This window comes from Streptomyces collinus, from assembly GCF_031348265.1.
Taxonomy (GTDB): domain Bacteria; phylum Actinomycetota; class Actinomycetes; order Streptomycetales; family Streptomycetaceae; genus Streptomyces; species Streptomyces collinus.
On sequence record NZ_CP133771.1, the window covers coordinates 199143 to 216132 of the forward strand.

A 16990-nucleotide genomic window follows, 5' to 3' on the forward strand; every position below is an offset into this window, starting at 1 on the left:
ACGCTTCCTAGACCAGTCCGACGTCCTGGAGCATGGCCAGCGTCTCCTGGAGGGATTCGAGCTTGCCCAGGTCGATGTCCGGGGACTCCAGGGACTCGAATGGCGGCAGGCCTTCGACGTTGCTGGTGACGCCCGCGGCCAGCGGGTACTCCTTGGTCGTGTCGGCGAAGTAGGTCTGCGCTTCCTTGGACAGCAGGTAGTCGACAGCCTTCTGTGCGGTCCCGGCCTGGCCGCCGTCCTTGAGGATGCCGACGCCGGCGACGTTGATGAGCGCGCCGGGGTCTCCCCCGGGCAGGAATTTGAGCTGTGCGCCGACCTTGTCCTCGCCCTTCTCGGCGACCCGCTCGTACCAGTAGTAGTGGTTGACCAGGCCGAGGGAGACCTCGCCCGACTCGACGGCGTCGAGGGTGGCGAGGTTGTTGGTGTACACCTTGCCGTTGGCCTTCAGGCCCTTGAGCCACAGCCGGGTGGCGTCGTCTCCCTCCAGGACGCGCATGCCGGTGACGAAGGCCTGGAAGGAGGCGTTGGTCGGCGCGAAGCCGACCTTGCCCTTCCACTCGGGCTTCGTCACGTCGGCCACCCGGTCCGGGACCTTGCCCTCGGCGACCTTGTCCGGGTTGTAGGCGATGACACGCACCCGCCCCGACAGGCCCACCCAGTCGCCCGCCTCGCCGCGGTAGGCCTTGTCCACCTCGTCGAGGCTCGACTGCGGCAGCTTCGCGAGCATGCCCTCCTTGGACAGGGCGCCCAGGGCACCGGCGTCCTGCGAGAAGAACAGCCCGGCCTTGGTGCGGTCGCCCTCTTCCAGGATCTGGGCGGCCAGTTCGGCGCTGTCGCCGTAGCGCACCTCGACCTTGGCGCCGACCGCCTTCTCCAGCTTGTCCAGGATCGGCTTGACCAGCTTCTCGTTGCGCCCGGAGTAGATGACGAGGGCGGAGTCGCCGCCCTCCGCGGAGCCGCCCTTGCCGTCGCCGGAGCCGCAGGAGGCGAGGACGGGCAGGAGCAGGCCGGCCGCGAGGAGCGCGGTGATCCGGCGAGCCGAGGGGCGTCGCATGTGGTGTGCCTTCCTGGGTGGCTCGCCGGTACGCCGCGGGTCGCGGCGTCGGGTCAGCGAGCGGCGAAACGATGCTTTCAAGCCAGCTGTGAACATGCTATGAATAAGGTAAAGCTTGCCTAACCGTCAAGGGATCTGTGCTATTTGCGGACGCTGCCGCAGAAAGGTTGCGCGCCCGTGATCGACTCGTCCCGACCTGCCCCGGCCCCTTTGACCACGGTGTTTCCGCGCTTTGCCCCTCTTTCGGCGCCGCAGCCGCCCGCGCGTGGACCGGGGGTTCCGTTCGCGCGTGACCTCGCTGCTCACGGAGATCGCACCGCATTGATCACGCCATCGGGTGAGGTCCCCTACCGGGCGCTCGCGGAGCGGGTCGCCGCCACCGCCGAACGCCTCGGCCGCACGCGCCGCCTCGTGCTGCTGGCCGGTGCCAACCGGGCCGACGCGCTCGTGGTCCACCTCGCGGCCCTCGCCGGCGGCCACCCCGTCCTGCTCGTCCCCGGCGACAGCACCTCCACCATCGACGCCCTGACGGCCGCCTACGACCCCGACGTCGTCGCGCGCCCGGACGACCACGGCACCTGGACCCTCGACGAGCGGCGCCGGACGAGCACGCACACCCTCCACCCCGATCTGGCGCTGCTGCTGAGCACCTCCGGTTCGACCGGCTCACCGAAGCTGGTCCGGCTGTCGCACGACAACCTCCAGTCCAACGCCGAGTCCATAGCGGGCTACCTGGGCATCCGTCAGTCCGACCGCGTGGCGACGACCCTGCCCCCGCACTACTGCTACGGCCTGTCCGTCATCCACAGTCACCTGCTGCGCGGCGCCGGGCTGATCCTCACCGAGCGGTCGGTCGCCGACACCGCCTTCTGGGAGGAGTTCCGTGCGGCCCGCGGCACCGCGCTCGCCGGGGTGCCGTACACCTTCGACCTGCTCGACCGGGTCGGCTTCGCCCACATGCGGCTGCCCCACTTGCGCTACGTGACCCAGGCCGGTGGCCGCCTGGCACCCGAACGAGTCGCCGCGTTCGCCGAGTTGGGCCGGAGATCCGGCTGGGAGCTGTTCGTCATGTACGGGCAGACCGAGGCGACGGCCCGCATGGCCTATCTGCCACCGGCGCTCGCGCACGAGCGCCCGGAGACCATAGGCGTGCCGATCCCCGGAGGCTCCTTCCGGCTGCGGCCGGTCGACGGCTTCACATCGCCCGACACCGGCGAACTGGTCTACTCGGGCCCCAACGTCATGCTCGGTTACGCCGAGACGCCCGCGGACCTCGCCCTCGGCCGGACCCTGGAGGAACTGCCTACCGGGGACATCGCCCGGCGCGCTCCCGACGGGCTGTACGAGATCGTGGGGCGGCGCAGCCGCTTCATCAAGATCCTCGGTCTGCGCCTCGACCCACACCGGGTCGAGGCGCAACTGGAAGGACACGGCGTCAGCGCCGCGTGCGTGGGCGACGACGACGTGCTGACCGTCGTCGCGGCGAGCACGGCGGGTGCGGAGGCGACGGCCGTACGGCGGCTGGTGAGCGAGAGCTGCGGTCTGCCGCCGCGCGCGATACAGGTGCTGCCGGTGGCCGAACTTCCGCGGCTCGCCTCGGGCAAGACGGACTACGAAGCGGTACGGCGGCTGGCCGGCGACGCTTCCGCCTCGGCACCGGCCCCCGGCGACGACGACCTCTGTGCCCTCTACGCCGAGATCCTCGACCGGACCGACGTCACCGAGGACAGCAGCTTCGTGAGTCTGGGCGGCGACTCACTCTCGTACGTCGAGATGTCGCTGCGGCTGGAGCAGGCCCTGGGCGTGCTGCCCGCCGACTGGCACACCACACCGATCCGCGTGCTGCGGGCCCCGGACACCGCGCGGCGCACTCCCCCCGCCGTCCCGCGGCGCGGGCTGCGGCGCAGCCTGGAGACGGGCATCGCCCTGCGGGCGGTCGGCATCGTCCTCGTCGTCGGCTCGCACATCCCCGTCTTCCTGGTCCAGGGCGGCGCCCACGTGCTGCTCGGCGTCGCCGGATACAACTTCGCGCGCTTCCACCTCTCCGTCGGCGAACGCCGGGAGCGTCTGCGCAGGACGGTGCGGAGCATCGCCCGCATCGCCGTTCCGAGCATGGTGTGGATCGCCTTCGCGATGCTGCTGACCCGCGAATACGACCTGGCCAACGTCGTCCTGGCCAACAGCCTCTTCGAACAGGACAACTCCGACCCCGAATGGCGCTACTGGTTCGTCGAGGCGCTGGTCTACTTCTTGGCCGGGCTGGCGGTTCTGCTGGCGATCCCCTGGCTGCACCGCGCGGAGCGGCGCACCCCCTTCGGCTTCGCCCTGGCACTGGTCGCCCTGGGGCTCGTCGGCCGCTACGACCCATGGGGCCTCGCGCACGTCCGCTTCCACCTGAGCCCGACCGTGGTCTTCTTCCTGTTCGCGCTGGGCTGGGCGGCGGCCCGGGCCGGCACGGCGGCACAGCGCCTGGGGCTGACCGCGGTCGCGCTGGTCACCGTGCCCGGTCTCTTCCCCGGGGAGCAGACCCTGCGGACGTCGATCGTGCTGGGCGGCTTCGTCCTGCTGCTCTGGGTGCCCGCCCTGCCCAGCATCGACCCGGTCAACCGGCTGGCGGGCGTGCTGGCGGGCAGCTCGCTCTACATCTACCTGACGCACTTCCAGATCTATCCCCACCTGCGGGACCACTCCCCCCTGGCGGCCCTGCTCGTCTCCCTGATCTGCGGTGTGGCGTACGGAGCAATGGCCACCCGTCTGACGGCCAGACTCCTTTCATCACTCCAGGCCGGCACGCTGATGGCCTGCTGGTCGCCTCGCGGGACGCCCGGCGCTCCCGTAGGGTCCTGATGCCGCCGCGGCAGTCTCCATGCCGTTACGGCAGGACGCACTGACGGCCCTTCACGACCGCGCGGACCAAGTGACCGAGGAGCCCTCATGTCAGGACAGTTCGAAGCGACCACCGAGATCGACCGGCCCGTCGAGGCGGTGTTCGACTACCTCGCCGACGGGCGCAACGATCCACAGTTCAGCCCCCGAGTGCTGAGGATGGAGCGGCTTCCCGAGAGCCCGACCGCCGTGGGCACGATCTTCCGCAGCACGGTCAAGGACGCCGGGGTGAAGACGGCCCGGGAGTTCCGTATCACCGAGCTCGAAGCACCGGCGCGGATCCGGTGGACCGAGGTGTCCAAGAACAGCGTGGCGGTGGCTGAGGGCGGCTACGACCTGGAGTCGCTGGCCGACGGCAGGACGCGGGTCCGACTCCACAACGTGCTGGAGGGCCACGGACTCGGCAAGGTGCTCGTCGGCCTGGCACTCACCGCCGCCCGCAAGGACGCCCCCGCCTTCGCTGCCCGGATCAAGGCAGCCGCCGAGGCGGCGATCCCGCCGCGTTGACCGGGTCCAGGGCGGGGCAGCTGGTGCCCCGCGGTGGGAGTGTCAGGTCGGTGAGGTAGCTGTCCACTGCGTTCTCCATGCACGGGCCGCTGGTGACGCTGCCGTGGCCGTGGCCCTCGTAGGTGAGGAGCACGCCGCTGCGGCCGAGCTGCCGGGCCACCGAGACCGCCCACGGGTAGCCGGTGGCGGGGTCGTGCAGCGCGTTGGACACCAGGATCGGCGGGACACCGCGGGCGTCCAGGCGGTGCTGCGGGTTGGCGGTCGGCGCGCCCAGACAGGCCGCCACCATGTGGATCGGCAGCAGGTAGGGCAGGTCGGGCGCGGTCCTGTTCATCATGGCGACGAGCGAGGCGTACGTCCGGTGGTCACGTACCGGCAGGTGCCAGTCCGAGCAGAAGACCGGTGCGGCCGGAGGCAGCGGCGCTGTCGAGGTGGGCGACGCGGGCAGCGGCCTGCCCGCGTGCATCCTCGCGATCGCCGTGGCCAGGCCCGCGTAGTCGGCCTCGTAGAACTTCCGGAACGCGACCTTGTTGACCAGGTCCGGCGACGACAGCGGGCTGCCCGGCTTCGCCGGGTCCTCCAGCTCGCCGCGTCCGGCCCGGGTCAGCAGGGCCTGCCAGACGGCGCGGACGTCGCGGCCGTGCAGCGCGCAGTCCGCGGTCCCGTCGCACCACTTCACGAACTCCCGGAACGAATCCTCGGCCGAGGCCGCCTCGGCGCGCAGGAAGTCACCGGTGGCGGCGACGCTGTGGTCGATGACGCTCTCCAGCACCATCGCGCGCACGCGGCGCGGGTAGGTCTCGGCGTACTGCGCCCCGAGCAGCGTGCCGTACGAGCTGCCGTGGAAGGTCAGTTTCCGCTCGCCGAGGGCGACACGGAGGGCGTCCACGTCACGGACGGTCTGGGCGGTGTCGAGGTGGTCGAACACCGGGCCGGTGCGGGCCCGGCAGTCGGCACGGAGCCGCTTGTTGTACGCCAGCGTGGCGTCGAAGCCGGCCTGGCTCTTCAGCTCCGGCGACGGCCGCTCGGCGAGCAGGCCGCTGGAGCAGGTCACCGGGTTGCTGCGGCCCACGCCGCGCGGGTCGAAGCTGACGATGTCGAACCTGCGGCGGACCTCGGGGCTGAACCGGCCGACGTTGCCCACCACCATCTGTACGCCCGAGTCGCCCGGCCCGCCGGGGCCGAACACCATCGAGCCGACACGTGCGCCGGGGTCGGTGGCCTTGCGGCGCGCCACGGCCAGATCGAACTTCGGCCCCTCCGGGTGGGTCCAGTCGACCGGCACCGAGAGGGTGGCGCACTCGGCTCCCGGTTTCGCCGGGTCGTCACAGGGGGCCCACCGCAGGGGCCCTGTGGCAGCGGGCGACGCGCGGACTTCGGGAGCGGCGGCGAGGCCGGCGGTAACGGCCATGCCGGCCCCCACAGCCATGACCGTGCCCCGCGCGGCGAGGCGCCGCAGTACAGATCTGCCCCTTGACGGCATGGATCCTCCTCGTGAAGAGAGTGCTCGTGTCAGGCATGCGGACCCGGCCGGGGCACCCTCGTCACGGTAGACGCGCGGCCGCCCAACTGGAGCCTCGGTCAGGGGCTTTTCCGGGTCGGGTCGGGGACCGCTCAGGGGTGATCGGTGCGCGAAGTGATGAGCAGGAGCTGAGCCGGCGCAAGCGTGCCTGTCGGTGACGACCCGTAAGGTGCGCGCAACGTCTCGATGGGGAGGTTCGGTGGGATTCCGTCGGGCGGGGAGCGGGCGGTAAGCGGTGCCGTCCGGGCTGTCGCCGTCGAGAGCAGGTCCCGGCCGTTCCCGGCGGTTCATCGGTGGTACCGGTCGTTCAGCGGGTTCGGCGGGTGCGGGAGCGGGCCTGCCATCCGAGGGTGACCGAGATGAGGCCCAACAGCATGGCGACATATGCGCCGCCGAGCCCGTTGCCGGTACCGAGACCGCCGTCGGCGGTGGCCGCGATCGTCCCGCCGACGGTCAGTGCGACCGGACCGGCCACAAGAGCCGTTGCGGCTCCGTTCCGACGGGCCCAGGTGCGGATGTGCCCCTGTCTGGTGGGGCGGGCCAGGGCCAGGCCGCCGCCCACCGCGCCGAGGAGGCCGGCCAGTGCCGACAGGAAGGCCCCGGCCCGGCCGACGCTCACGGTGAAGACGCTCGCGGCGACCGGCTGGGCCGAGGGGTCCGCGGCGGCCGGTTCGGCGAACGCGAGACCGCCGATCAGGACGGCGGTGGCGGCCACTGCGAGCACGGATCGAACGGACATGAGTTGTCCTGCCTCTCTGGTAGGGGTCCGACCTGGTCATGCGCGGCTCCGGCGCTGGTTGCCGACCCGCCGCGCTGACGAGGCGGCTACGGCCTGACAGCGGGACGCGGCAGCGAGCGCGGGTCCAGTGCCCGAGCAAGGGCCAGGGTGCTGAGGGCGAACATCACCACGCCCAGGGGGACGTGGAGCGCAGGCACGTGGGCTACTCCCAGCGCGACCTGTGCCGAGGCGAGAAGGAGGAAGCCGGTGGCGTACAGGACGGGGCGGGGTGATCCGCCGCCCGGGCGCCAGGACAGGAACGTGGCGAGCACGTACAGCATGGCGGCCGCGTACATCACCTTCGACCCGATGTCGTGCATCAGGTAGCCGTGGGACGAAGTCAGCAGCATGCCGGCGGTGACCGACTGGAAGAAGAGGGTCAGGGTCTGCAGTGCTGTCGCGGCCTTGAGGAAGGTGCCGCCGCCCTGTGCTGCGGCCGTTGGTCTGGTCACGGTGTGGTCCCCCCCATGTGGTGTGCGGCAGTGGACAGGTGCTGTCCGAGCCCTCGGCGTCAGCGCAGGGTGAGCGGGGTCTCGGAGGTGACGCGGGTCAGCTTCTCGGGGTTGCGGACGACGTAGAGGCCGGTGATGCGGTCGCCCTCGACACGGGCGGCCATGACGCCGTCGAGCTCGCCGTCACGGCGTACGGCGAGGGCGGGGCTGGCGTTGACCACGGTTGGCTCGCACGTGATCGTGGCCGCGGCTTTGGCGGAGGTGCCGAGGTAGAAGCGGACGACCTTCTCGGCGCCGATGACGGGCATGAGAGCGGCGCGTTTGACGCCGCCGCCGTCGCTGAGCAGAACGACGTCCGGGGCGAGTACGTCGAGGAACTCCTGCGGGTTCCCGGTCTCGAGGGCGCGCTGGAAAGACTCCAGGGCGGCCCTGGTCTGGCGCGGGGAGGCCGTGGTGCGAGGGCGGCGGGCATCGACGTGCCGACGGGCGCGGTGCGCGATCTGGCGGACGGCGTCGGGGCTCTTGCCCACGGCCTCGGCGATCTCGTCGTAGTCGACCACGAAGACCTCGCGCAGCACGAACACCGCCCGCTCGGTCGGCGAAAGGCTTTCGAGGACGAGCATCATCGCCATCGACATGCTCTCGGCGAGTTCGGCGTCCTCGGCTACGTCCGGCGTGGTGAGCAGCGGCTCGGGCAGCCACGGGCCGACGTAGGCCTCCCTGCGGCGCTTCACGGTGCGCAGCCGGTTGAGCGCCTGCCGGGTCGTGATCCGCACCAGGTACGCCCGCTGGTCGCTCACCTGTGACTGGTCGACCCTGACCCATCGCAGCCAGGTCTCCTGGAGGACGTCTTCGGCGTCGGCCGCCGATCCGAGCATCTCGTAGGCGACGGTGAACAGGAGGTTCCGGTGGGCGACAAACGCTTCGGTCGCCAGGTCGGTGGTCCGGTCGGTCATGTGCCGGTCTCTCTTTCTCGAATGACTGGTCGGGCTGCCCGATCCGCGACGGCCCGCGCCCCGCCGTGCTCGGCCTTCAGCCGCAGCGCAGGGCATCGGCAGGGGCGGTCCGTTGAGAGCACCTTGATCGCCGGCGCGAACTGACACCCGCGTGTTCGCCGCCGATCAGGACCGCCTCGTGCTTCTCCGTCATACCGCTTCCTTCGTCAAGAGGGTTCGGCCTCAAGACACCGCGTGATGGATCTCCGTGACAACCTGTGAGACAGATCACTCACAGGCGTGGGCTCGGCATCAGGCGCCGCCACCCAACGGCTGTGCGCGGACCGCGAGTTCACCTCGGTCGTCTTCGGGCCGGAGGATCGGTCGGCAAGTCAAGTGACCTGAGGGGCTGCTCGGATACCGTCGCTGCGGAGGAGGTGGTGGCTCGTGTCATGGCCGTCCGTCATCCTGCTCGCCCCTGTGGGGGCACGCCCGTGGCTTGAAGGGCGAGAGTTCCTCGCGCTGCTCGGCCATCACCCGGAATGGGACTGGCGGCGCCGGCCGAGCACGGACCTGCGGTAGGACTCCAGCCGGTTTGCACAGGGGTTGGGAAGCCGCCGGACGCCCGTGGTCGTTCTGCTGTCGGCAGACCGGCCGGACGGCACACCGGAATCCCGTCAGGATGGCCGGATGCTGAAGAACATGGCGGTGCGGCGGCTGGATCTGGGGTATCTCATCCGGCCCGCGTCGGAGACCGGCGGCCCGCAGCCGCGAGTCGAACCCGTGCTTGCGTATCTGGTGCTACACGAGCAGGGGCTGATCCTCTTCGACACCGGCATCGGAAGCGCGGATCCCGGAACGGAAGCCCATTACCGGCCTCGACGCCGAGACCTGCGGGATGCCCTGAAGGCGGCCGGAGTCGCGCTCGACGACATCTCACTCGTCGCGAACTGCCACCTCCACTTCGACCACTGCGGTGGGAACCCTCTCCTGGGTGGCAGGCCCGTCCTGGTCCAGGACATCGAGCTGACCACGGCCCGCAACGGCGGCTACACCGTCGACGAACTGATCGATTTCCCCGCCGCGGCCTATGAGGAGCTGACCGGTGAAACCGAGGTGTGGCCGGGAGTCTGGATCATCCCGACGCCAGGGCACACCCCAGGGCATCAATCGCTGGTCCTCCGGCAGACCGACGGCAGCGTGGTCCTCGCCGGCCAGGCGCACGACTTCGCCTCGCACTTCGCCTCCGACCAGATGGCCCGCCAAGCGGCGCTTCACGGTGTAGAACAACCCCTTCCCCCATACCAGCCCTGGCTGGAGCGACTCGCCGACTTCGACCCACGACGCGTCTTCTTCGCCCACGACTGCTCGGTCTGGGAACCGTCGCCGCGCACCACGATCCAAGGCGTTTCCGGTGGCTGATCTTCGGGTCGAAAAGCCCGGTGTGGTTCGACGGCACGCCTGAGGAGAGCATCTGGAGTTGTGTACCGTAGCCGTCGCTCCGAAGGGGGAGGGAGAGCGTGAGCCGACCCATACTGTTCCTCGATGTGGACGGGCCTCTCAACCCTTACGCGGCCAAGCCGGAAAGGCGCCCCGACGGCTACACCACCCTCAGAGTGCCGCTGGAAGGCAGCGCCTCGGAGGAACACCGATCCCTTTCGTTCCGGAGGCGGACTCTGCGGGTCTGGCTGAACCCGGAACATGGACGGGACCTGCTCCGGCTGGACTACGAGCTGTGCTGGGCCACCACATGGATGGCGGAGGCCAATCGGTGGATTGCCCCGGTGCTCGGCCTTCCCGAACTCCCCTTCGTCGACTTCGGTGACGTGCTGTTACAAGACCGCCCCGACGGAGTCCACTGGAAGACTGCTCCCCTCGTGGAATACGCCGACGGCCGGCACTTCGCGTGGGTGGACGACGAACAGAGCGACCTCGACCAGGCGTACGTGAACACCCACCACCGCACGCATGGCCTTCTGCACCACGTCAACCCCCGGATCGGCCTGCGGGACGACGACTTCCGCACTCTTGCCGACTTCGCACATTCCCTGGGCAACGAGAGCCGACAGGCTTCTGAACAGTGACCGCGGGGCTTGCTGCCATGGGCCCGATGCCGCAGGTCCTCTCACTAAGATCGTGGGATGTATGAGTACCACGGCTGGATCACGGTCAGGGAGACCGCAGTTGATGACGATGATGCGGACCGGCTGCGGCAGATCGTCGATGAGCTTCGGCTTCGCATCACTCAGATGGCCAGCCCTTACCTGCTGGACCTCAGGTGGATGAACGGTGAGCCGTTCATCCACCTCGGTGGCTTCTCCAATCACAGCTTGTCGCCCGACGTCGTCGGGCTCTTCGAGTATGTGGCGGGGATCGCCCCCGGTTCCTACGGGCTCCTCCACGTCCGCGACGACGAAGACCCAGGCCATGAGAACGAGGTCCGCGTGCTCAGGCTTGTCCGGGGCGGGCTCACGCAGCACACGGAGGCGCTGCTGTCCCCGTGTATTCCCACGCTGGAAGACCCCTTCACCGACTGAGGTGCTGTCAGCGGGCCGCGCCTGGAGCCAGGGCCGGACAACGGCCGGCGGGAGGGTGCCGTCGAGCACGCGGATCCCAGGGGTTACCGGGTCCTGAAGCGGCGATGGAGGTTGCGGGCCACGTACACGCCGGGGCCGCCGAAGCCGACGATGTCGACGCGTCCGTCACCGGTGATGTCGACGAGGAAGCGGGGGTGGCGGTCGACCCGCCAGGCCCCGGCGTCCTCGTTGTGTCCGAAACCGCGGCACACCAACTGGGCTTGCTCGAAACGGCCGTCGCCTTGGTTGTGTGACACCCACACGCCCTCGTCGCCGAAGCCGACGATGTCCGGGTTGCCGTCGCCGGTGACGTCGGTGAGGAAGCGAAGGTGCTTCTTGCCCGTCCATCCCTGAGAGAGCCCGAAGTCGTTCAGGACGAGTTGCGGGGGTTCGAACGTGCCGTCGCCGCGCCCGCGTGCGACGACGACGCCGTGCGGGCCGAACCCGACGATGTCCACCGCTCCCCCACCGCTGGTCGTGATCACTAGCCGGGGGTGCTCCTCGATCGATTTCCACCCCTGGTCGACTCCGAAGTCGTCCAGGACGTACAAGGGTTCGGCGAACGTGCCGTCCTCGTCCTGGAGGGACACCCAGACGCCGTCGCCGTGGAAGCCGACGATGTCGACACGTCCGTCACCGGTGGTGTCGACAAGGCACCGGGGGTGCTTGTCGGCGAGCCAGCTCCCCGCCTTCTCCTCGTGGCCGAACGCCTGGAGGACCGGTTCGGCGGTGAGCGGTGCGAACTTTCCCTCCTCGTCCTGGGGGGACACCCAGACGCCGTCGTCGTGGAAGCCGACGATGTCGACACGTCCGTCACCGGTGGTGTCGACGAGGCAGCGAGGGTGCTTGTCGGCCTGCCAGCCGCCGGCCTGCCGGCCGTGTCCGAACGCCTTGAGGACCGGCTGACCGCCCGGGGGCGCGAACGTCCCGTCCTCGGCTTGCTGGATGACGCGGACGCCGTCAGCGGCGAGCACGACGACATCGGGCTTGCCGTCGCCCGTGGTGTCCGCGAGGGTCCACAGGTCAGCGGGGCTCGGGGAGGGGGCGGGCGGGTGCAGGACCCGCTCGTCGTCGTCGAACGTGCCGTCGCCCCGGCCGGCGGACGTCACAGCCCCCTTCCCAGGTTTGAGCCCCACGATGTCCACTCGTCCGGACCCTGTGGTGTCGGCGAGGAACCGTGCACCGACGGCGGCCCAGGAGGTGGGATGCCCGTGGGCAGCGCGGGTGGGCCCGTCGTCCTTCCACCCGCCGGCGTCCTGGCCGCTGCCGAATCGTTCGAGGACCAGGAGCATGTCGCTGAAGGAGGGCGTCGCGTCGGGAGCCGGCCGCAGCGCTGCCGAGCGGGCCAGCCGCCAGGACCGGCGGCCGTTCCAGTGGCTCAGTGACGCCCAGCGCAGTACGGGGTCGCTGATGCGCTCGGGCCGGTCCGGGACGAACCGCCACCGCTGGCTCTCCGAACTGTCGTCGTACTCGCGCAGGACGACCTGGACGGTGTCGTCCGGGCCGGGGTCGGCGAGGTCGAGGACGGCGCCGTCGGTCAGGCACTCGATGAAGTAGAGGCCCGCTTCGCCGTCGGTGGGGACGACGTTCCACTGCTGGCCCTTCTTGCCTGCGGCGGCGTCCCACTGGCGGACGCCGCGGTCCGCTGTGGCGGGGTCGTCGAGCACCTTGCCGCTGACCGCGTTGCGGATCACGTAGGACTGCTGGCCTTGTGTGGGCTGCACGGGAGTCAGCATCCACTGCTCGGGGCTCGGGCCGTCGTCGGGGAAGTCGCGGACGACGAGCGTCCCGTCCGCGCCCGGCGCTGCCTTGACGCCGAGGGTCTTCCCCGTGGCGGCATTGACGATCTCCAGCTTCAGTTCTTGCGTGGGCAGGGACATCGGGCTGCCTCTTCCAGGCGGTTGGAGCGTCGGATCGGGACGGGGTGTGCATGGTGGTGGCCGCGGATCACGTGAAGACGTGGTGGTAGGGGACGTTCCACTCGTTGGGCAGCCGCGGGTAGAACGTGTTGATGACCGTGCCGGTGAAGTCCCCGCCCCAGTTGTAGGTGAGACGCACCTCGCTGTCGGCCGTCACCGCGTGGTCCTTGAAGCCGAGGATGGCGTCGGGGTGGGTGATCGGCACGAAGGTGATCCCGCCCCACGGCGTCACCGTGACGATCCAGAGTTGTGTGTCCTCGGGCGCGCCGTTCTTCCCGCGCCACTTGTCGCCTACCTTGTCGGGCAGGCCGACCTGGACGGTGTCGGCCGTGGTCTTGGGGGCCTCCTGGTGGACGGAGATGCGCCTGCGCTGCGGCTTGGGCACGCCGTCGTCACCGCGCCCGGCGTCGGCCTGGCCCGCAGGGGCGGGCTGGGGCGTCACCTGTCCCGCGGCGCTCTCGATGAAGTACAGCGGGCGCTGCCCGAAGAAGCCGGCGGGGGTGACGTGCCAGAGATGGCCCTGCGCCTCCTTGGTGGCCGGGTCGAGCGCGGTGGCCAGCTTGACCCCCTTGTCGTGGCTGTCCGCCTTCAGCTCGGCCGGGCGCAGGTAGCCGCCGTTGAAGGCGTGGACGAGCATGACGGGCCGGTTCTCGACCAGCGCCGCCACGATCGCGTTGTCGTAGCTGTTCACCGCCACCGGGCCGCCGACCACCAGATTCGACACCGCCGTGCGTTCTTGGGTGTACATCGCAGAAACCTCGCCTTTCTGGAATGTGCAGAGCAACGCGCCGGACGCTCAGCGCTGTGATCGACAGATCGGCAACATGGCCGATGACGCGGAATTACCGCAACCGAAGTGAATACCTTCACTTCACGGCAGTCACCGAGGTCACAGCGATTCGGGCAGGACTACCGAATACCCATCGGTGAAACGATGAGCGCTTCCTCAAGTTACCCTCGAATAGGGCGAGTTGAGTCATCGGCAAGGCATCGTCACCCGATTGAGGGTGATACGCGATGACACCTTCCCGAGAAATATGTCCCGTGCTAGCTTCGATGGTCGGAACGCGTGCAGATTCCTGTGTACATTTCACCGAGCGAAATTCGGCCATCTCCAGTCGAGGACGGGAAATGTCTTCCAACGCGTACAACCTGGGATTCGGCAAACGCCAGCCGCTGACGAAGAAGAACCTACGGGAACTGAACATCGAGCAGACCTGGCAGTCCATCCTCAACCACCCCAACCTGGTCTACGTAGACGACTACGGCGTGCGGCACAAACCCCTCGGGTTCTCAGTGAACAAGTCGAGCTTCGGTGCTTTCCCCGGCTCGGCGTTCCAACGGGGCTGGCTCGCCTACATGAACCTCGGGGAGCCACTGATCGAGGAGCGGTGCAACATCGGCCGGCCCCCGCCCGACACGTTCTCCTCGCGCGCCTACGTGAACCGCAGCCAGACGTCCTCGATGAACTTCACCGACTCGGTCGATTTCACCGTGTCGAACGGCATCACGTGGTCGCTCCAGGGCGAGGCCAAGCTCACCTTCGGCGGCAGCATCAGCGCGCAGCTCCAACTGCAGTTGCAGAACCAGCTCCGTCTGGACCTCCAGTCGCAGATGCAGACGCAGTGTCAGAACGAGGTGGCCAACAAGAACGCGAACACGGTGACCAACAAGAACAGCAAGGACAACATGGGGGTGGACAACGCCAACTCCACCGAGAATTCGGTGAGAAACGCGGCGACGAACTCCGCGTCGAACTCGGTGACGAACTCGGTGGGTTTCACCACGCAGGGCAGCGCCACCGGCACCGCCACGCTCAACGCCTCGCTGCTGCTGGGTATCACGGGCTCCGTGGGCGGCTCCCTCACCACCAGCTGGGCCTCGAAGTCCCAGATTTCCGGCCAGGTTCCGCCGGGCGGCCGCGTGGAGACCATCGTCACGCAGCGGCGTTGCCGTAAGCAGTACTGCTACGAGATCCCGGTGACCTTCTCGGGCCTGATCGCGGTGAAGTACCCCGTGCCGGTGGCCGTCCTCTCTCCCCCGCAGTCCGACGACTACCCGGGCCTCGACGACGTGGTCGCCCGCCCCATCGGCGACCTCGACCTGGCCGGCGGCGGCTTCCTCATGCACGGACTGGCCGAAGTCGTCTCCGCCTTGGACGTCCACCACACGATGTTCGACTGCGAGAGCCTCACGGACAGCGACCGAGCCCTGCACAAAGGGCCTTGACCGGGTGCGGCCGGCACCGCCACGACGACGACCAGGGGTGACGACCATGGTGTTCGACAACATCTTCAACTCCGCGGGCAAGGGCGCGGGGCTCTTCTCGGTGACCACCGACGGCAGCAAGCCACAGCCGGGTGCGGACGTCGACTTCGAGGACGCCGACGAGGACACGTACGACGACACGAGCACGAGCCTGTTCAACAACGCGATCCACGGGGCGTCCTCCCGCGCGAAGACCGTGCAGGAGCAGTCGCCCGAAGCGCGGGCCGTCCTGGGCTTCCTCGGTTCTTTCATCCGGACCACACAGGCGTCGGCCCGTGCGCAAGCCGAGTACGCCCAGGACCCCGGGTCGGTGTCCACGGCGGCCTCCGACGGCATGAAGAAGTCGAGTACGACGGTGACGGAGCACAGCGGCCTCCAGAAGGACGAGGAGCTGGATAACCGGCCGCAGAAGAGCGACTACGCCAAGGCCCCCAAGACCCCGGAGACGCCCAAGGCACCCAAGGCGACCGCTGAGAAGCCGTCCGACTCCCAGTAGCACCCGGATCGCGGGGACGGGGCAGGGGCAAGGCCGCCCCTGCCCCCTCGCTCGTCACACCCGGAGCAACTGCCACTGCCGGCTCTGGGGCAGCCCCTCCGCCCCGTCCTGCTTGATCGGCGTGCAGGCGTTGGTGTCGACGCGCAGGAGCAGACCGCTGTTGCGGTTCGCGATCTCGAACACCCGCGGGGTGTCATGCACCGAGCCCACCGGGATCAGCCTCCACTGCTGGTGGCGTGCCTCAGTGCCTTCGTAAGCGCGCTGCGCGACCACCGCCCCGGCCGCCTCCTGGGCCCCGACGACCTCCAGGACCTTGCCGCTGCGCACGTTCTCGAACCTGTAGAGGACATCGCCGTCGTCCTGCCCCGCCGCGACCATCCGCCATCGTTGATGGTCCCTGGACGCGGCGAGCAACTGGTGGATCTCGGCCCCGTCCTTGGTGGACTCACGCAGGACCGCCATCCGCAGCCTGCTGCGCACGTTGGCCCAGGAGACCACCGTGCCGGAAGCGGGCAGTCCGGCCATTTTCGCCGACGTGACCTTGCGGACCCGGTTGTTGATGTGGTCCGCGATGTAGAGCGTGTCGACGCAGTCCACAGCGAGCCCGAACGGGTAGTTCAGCTTGGCCGAGGCGGCCGGGCCGTCGTCACCGCCGAAGCCCGCGGTGCCCGTGCCGGCGAGCGTACTGATCGTCCCGTCCGCCGAGACCTTCCGGACCCGGTGGTTGTGGTAGTCGGAGATGTAGAGGATGCCGGAGCTGTCCACCACCACCCCCAGCGGGAGGTTCAGCTTGGCCGAGGCGGCCGGGCCGTCGTCCCCGCCGAAGCCCGCGGTGCCCGTGCCGGCGAGCGTACTGATCGTCCCGTCCGCCGTGACCTTCCGGACGCGGTGGTTCTCGGCATCGGCGATGCAGAGGTCGTCCGCGTCGTCCACAGCCAGGGCGTACGGGCGCCTGAGCTGGGCTGAAAGCGCTGGACCGCCGTCTCCTCCGAATCCCGCGGAGCCGGTCCCCGCGAAGGTGCTGATCTTCCCGTCGGCTGTGACCTTGCGGACCCGGCAATTGTGGTGGTCGGCGATGTAGACGGCACCGGAGCCGTCCACCGCCACCCCCAGCAGATAGTTCAACCGCGCGGCGGTGGCCAGGCCGCCGTCACCGCTGAACCCGGCCGTGCCCGTGCCGGCGAACGTGCTGATCTTCCCGTCGGCGGTGATCTTCCGGACCCGGTGGTTGCCGGCGTCGGTGATGTAGACGGCGCCCGCACCGTCCACCGCGATCTCCCGCGGGCAGTTCAACTGGGCCGAGGCAGCGGGGCCGTTGTCCCCGCTGAATCCCGCCGCCCCGGTCCCCGCCACCGTGCTGATCTTCCCGTCCGTCGTGATCTTCCGGACCCGGTGGTTGTTGTAGTCGGAGAAGTACACGGTTCCGGTGCCGTCCACCGCGATCCCGTACGGCCGGTTCAACTGAGCGGAGACGGCGTGGCCGTTGTCTCCGCTGAATCCCGCACCCCCGGTCCCGGCGACCGTGCTGATCGGAGGATCGGAGTGCTCGCCACCTGTGGCTTCCGCGTCGGCACTGCTCATCGTCATCCCTTCAGCG

General features: G+C 69.5%; 15 protein-coding genes. 7 read left to right on the top strand and 8 right to left on the bottom strand.

Annotated features, from left to right (window positions below):
• Positions 1-7: 7 nt before the first annotated feature.
• Positions 8-1054: an iron ABC transporter substrate-binding protein gene (locus tag RFN52_RS00810; protein WP_184854574.1), complete on the bottom strand. Its 1047-nt coding sequence runs from the start codon at positions 1052-1054 to the stop codon at positions 8-10.
• A gap of 321 nt (positions 1055-1375) precedes the next feature.
• On the opposite strand from RFN52_RS00810, the gene RFN52_RS00815 reads away from it, so the two are divergent.
• Entirely contained in the window at positions 1376-3901 is a 2526-nt protein-coding gene (locus RFN52_RS00815) for an AMP-binding protein (RefSeq protein ID WP_374050143.1), read from the top strand.
• A gap of 87 nt (positions 3902-3988) precedes the next feature.
• On the top strand, positions 3989-4447 hold the full coding sequence (locus RFN52_RS00820; protein WP_184854573.1) for an SRPBCC family protein: 459 nt from the start codon (positions 3989-3991) through the stop codon (positions 4445-4447).
• Here the strand turns inward: RFN52_RS00820 and RFN52_RS00825 are convergent.
• The 4 genes from RFN52_RS00825 to RFN52_RS00840 form a co-directional block, all read right to left on the bottom strand.
• A complete protein-coding gene (locus RFN52_RS00825; RefSeq protein WP_184854572.1) occupies positions 4410-5930 on the bottom strand; it encodes an alpha/beta hydrolase in 1521 nt (506 codons plus the stop codon). The genes RFN52_RS00820 and RFN52_RS00825 overlap by 38 nt on opposite strands.
• A gap of 346 nt (positions 5931-6276) precedes the next feature.
• Positions 6277-6708, bottom strand: coding sequence for a DUF6223 family protein (locus RFN52_RS00830; RefSeq protein WP_184854571.1), 432 nt, complete (start codon positions 6706-6708; stop codon positions 6277-6279).
• 86 nt (positions 6709-6794) lie between these two features.
• Positions 6795-7199, bottom strand: a complete 405-nt coding sequence (locus RFN52_RS00835; RefSeq protein WP_184854570.1) for a hypothetical protein — start codon at positions 7197-7199, stop codon at positions 6795-6797.
• A gap of 59 nt (positions 7200-7258) precedes the next feature.
• Positions 7259-8155 carry an RNA polymerase sigma-70 factor gene (locus RFN52_RS00840; protein WP_184854569.1) on the bottom strand — a complete coding sequence of 299 codons (897 nt, stop codon included), beginning with the start codon at positions 8153-8155 and terminating at the stop codon, positions 7259-7261.
• Between the two features lie 669 nt (positions 8156-8824).
• On the opposite strand from RFN52_RS00840, the gene RFN52_RS00845 reads away from it, so the two are divergent.
• The 3 genes from RFN52_RS00845 to RFN52_RS00855 all read left to right on the top strand — a co-directional run bounded on the left by RFN52_RS00845 (position 8825) and on the right by RFN52_RS00855 (position 10671).
• On the top strand, positions 8825-9556 hold the full coding sequence (locus RFN52_RS00845; RefSeq protein ID WP_184854732.1) for an N-acyl homoserine lactonase family protein: 732 nt from the start codon (positions 8825-8827) through the stop codon (positions 9554-9556).
• A gap of 98 nt (positions 9557-9654) precedes the next feature.
• Positions 9655-10218 (top strand): hypothetical protein, encoded by a 564-nt coding sequence (locus RFN52_RS00850; protein WP_184854568.1) that lies wholly within the window; start codon positions 9655-9657, stop codon positions 10216-10218.
• 57 nt (positions 10219-10275) lie between these two features.
• Positions 10276-10671, top strand: a complete 396-nt coding sequence (locus RFN52_RS00855) for an Imm7 family immunity protein (protein ID WP_184854567.1) — start codon at positions 10276-10278, stop codon at positions 10669-10671.
• A gap of 83 nt (positions 10672-10754) precedes the next feature.
• On the opposite strand, the gene RFN52_RS00860 is transcribed toward RFN52_RS00855, so the two are convergent.
• A complete protein-coding gene (locus tag RFN52_RS00860) occupies positions 10755-12590 on the bottom strand; it encodes an FG-GAP-like repeat-containing protein (RefSeq protein WP_184854566.1) in 1836 nt (611 codons plus the stop codon).
• A 67-nt stretch (positions 12591-12657) separates the two neighbouring features.
• Positions 12658-13377: a hypothetical protein gene (locus RFN52_RS00865; protein WP_184854565.1), complete on the bottom strand. Its 720-nt coding sequence runs from the start codon at positions 13375-13377 to the stop codon at positions 12658-12660.
• Positions 13378-13760: 383 nt separating this feature from the next.
• Here RFN52_RS00865 and RFN52_RS00870 point away from each other — a divergent pair, with 383 nt between their 5' ends.
• Together RFN52_RS00870 and RFN52_RS00875 are read left to right on the top strand one after the other, a co-directional pair.
• Positions 13761-14858: a flagellar basal body L-ring protein FlgH gene (locus RFN52_RS00870; protein ID WP_184854564.1), complete on the top strand. Its 1098-nt coding sequence runs from the start codon at positions 13761-13763 to the stop codon at positions 14856-14858.
• Positions 14859-14904: 46 nt separating this feature from the next.
• Positions 14905-15393 (top strand): hypothetical protein, encoded by a 489-nt coding sequence (locus RFN52_RS00875; RefSeq protein WP_184854563.1) that lies wholly within the window; start codon positions 14905-14907, stop codon positions 15391-15393.
• Positions 15394-15447: 54 nt separating this feature from the next.
• Here RFN52_RS00875 and RFN52_RS00880 read toward each other — a convergent pair whose 3' ends face one another.
• Complete coding sequence (locus tag RFN52_RS00880; RefSeq protein ID WP_184854731.1) at positions 15448-16974, bottom strand: NHL domain-containing protein; 1527 nt, start codon at positions 16972-16974, stop codon at positions 15448-15450.
• Between the last annotated feature and the right edge of the window lie 16 nt (positions 16975-16990).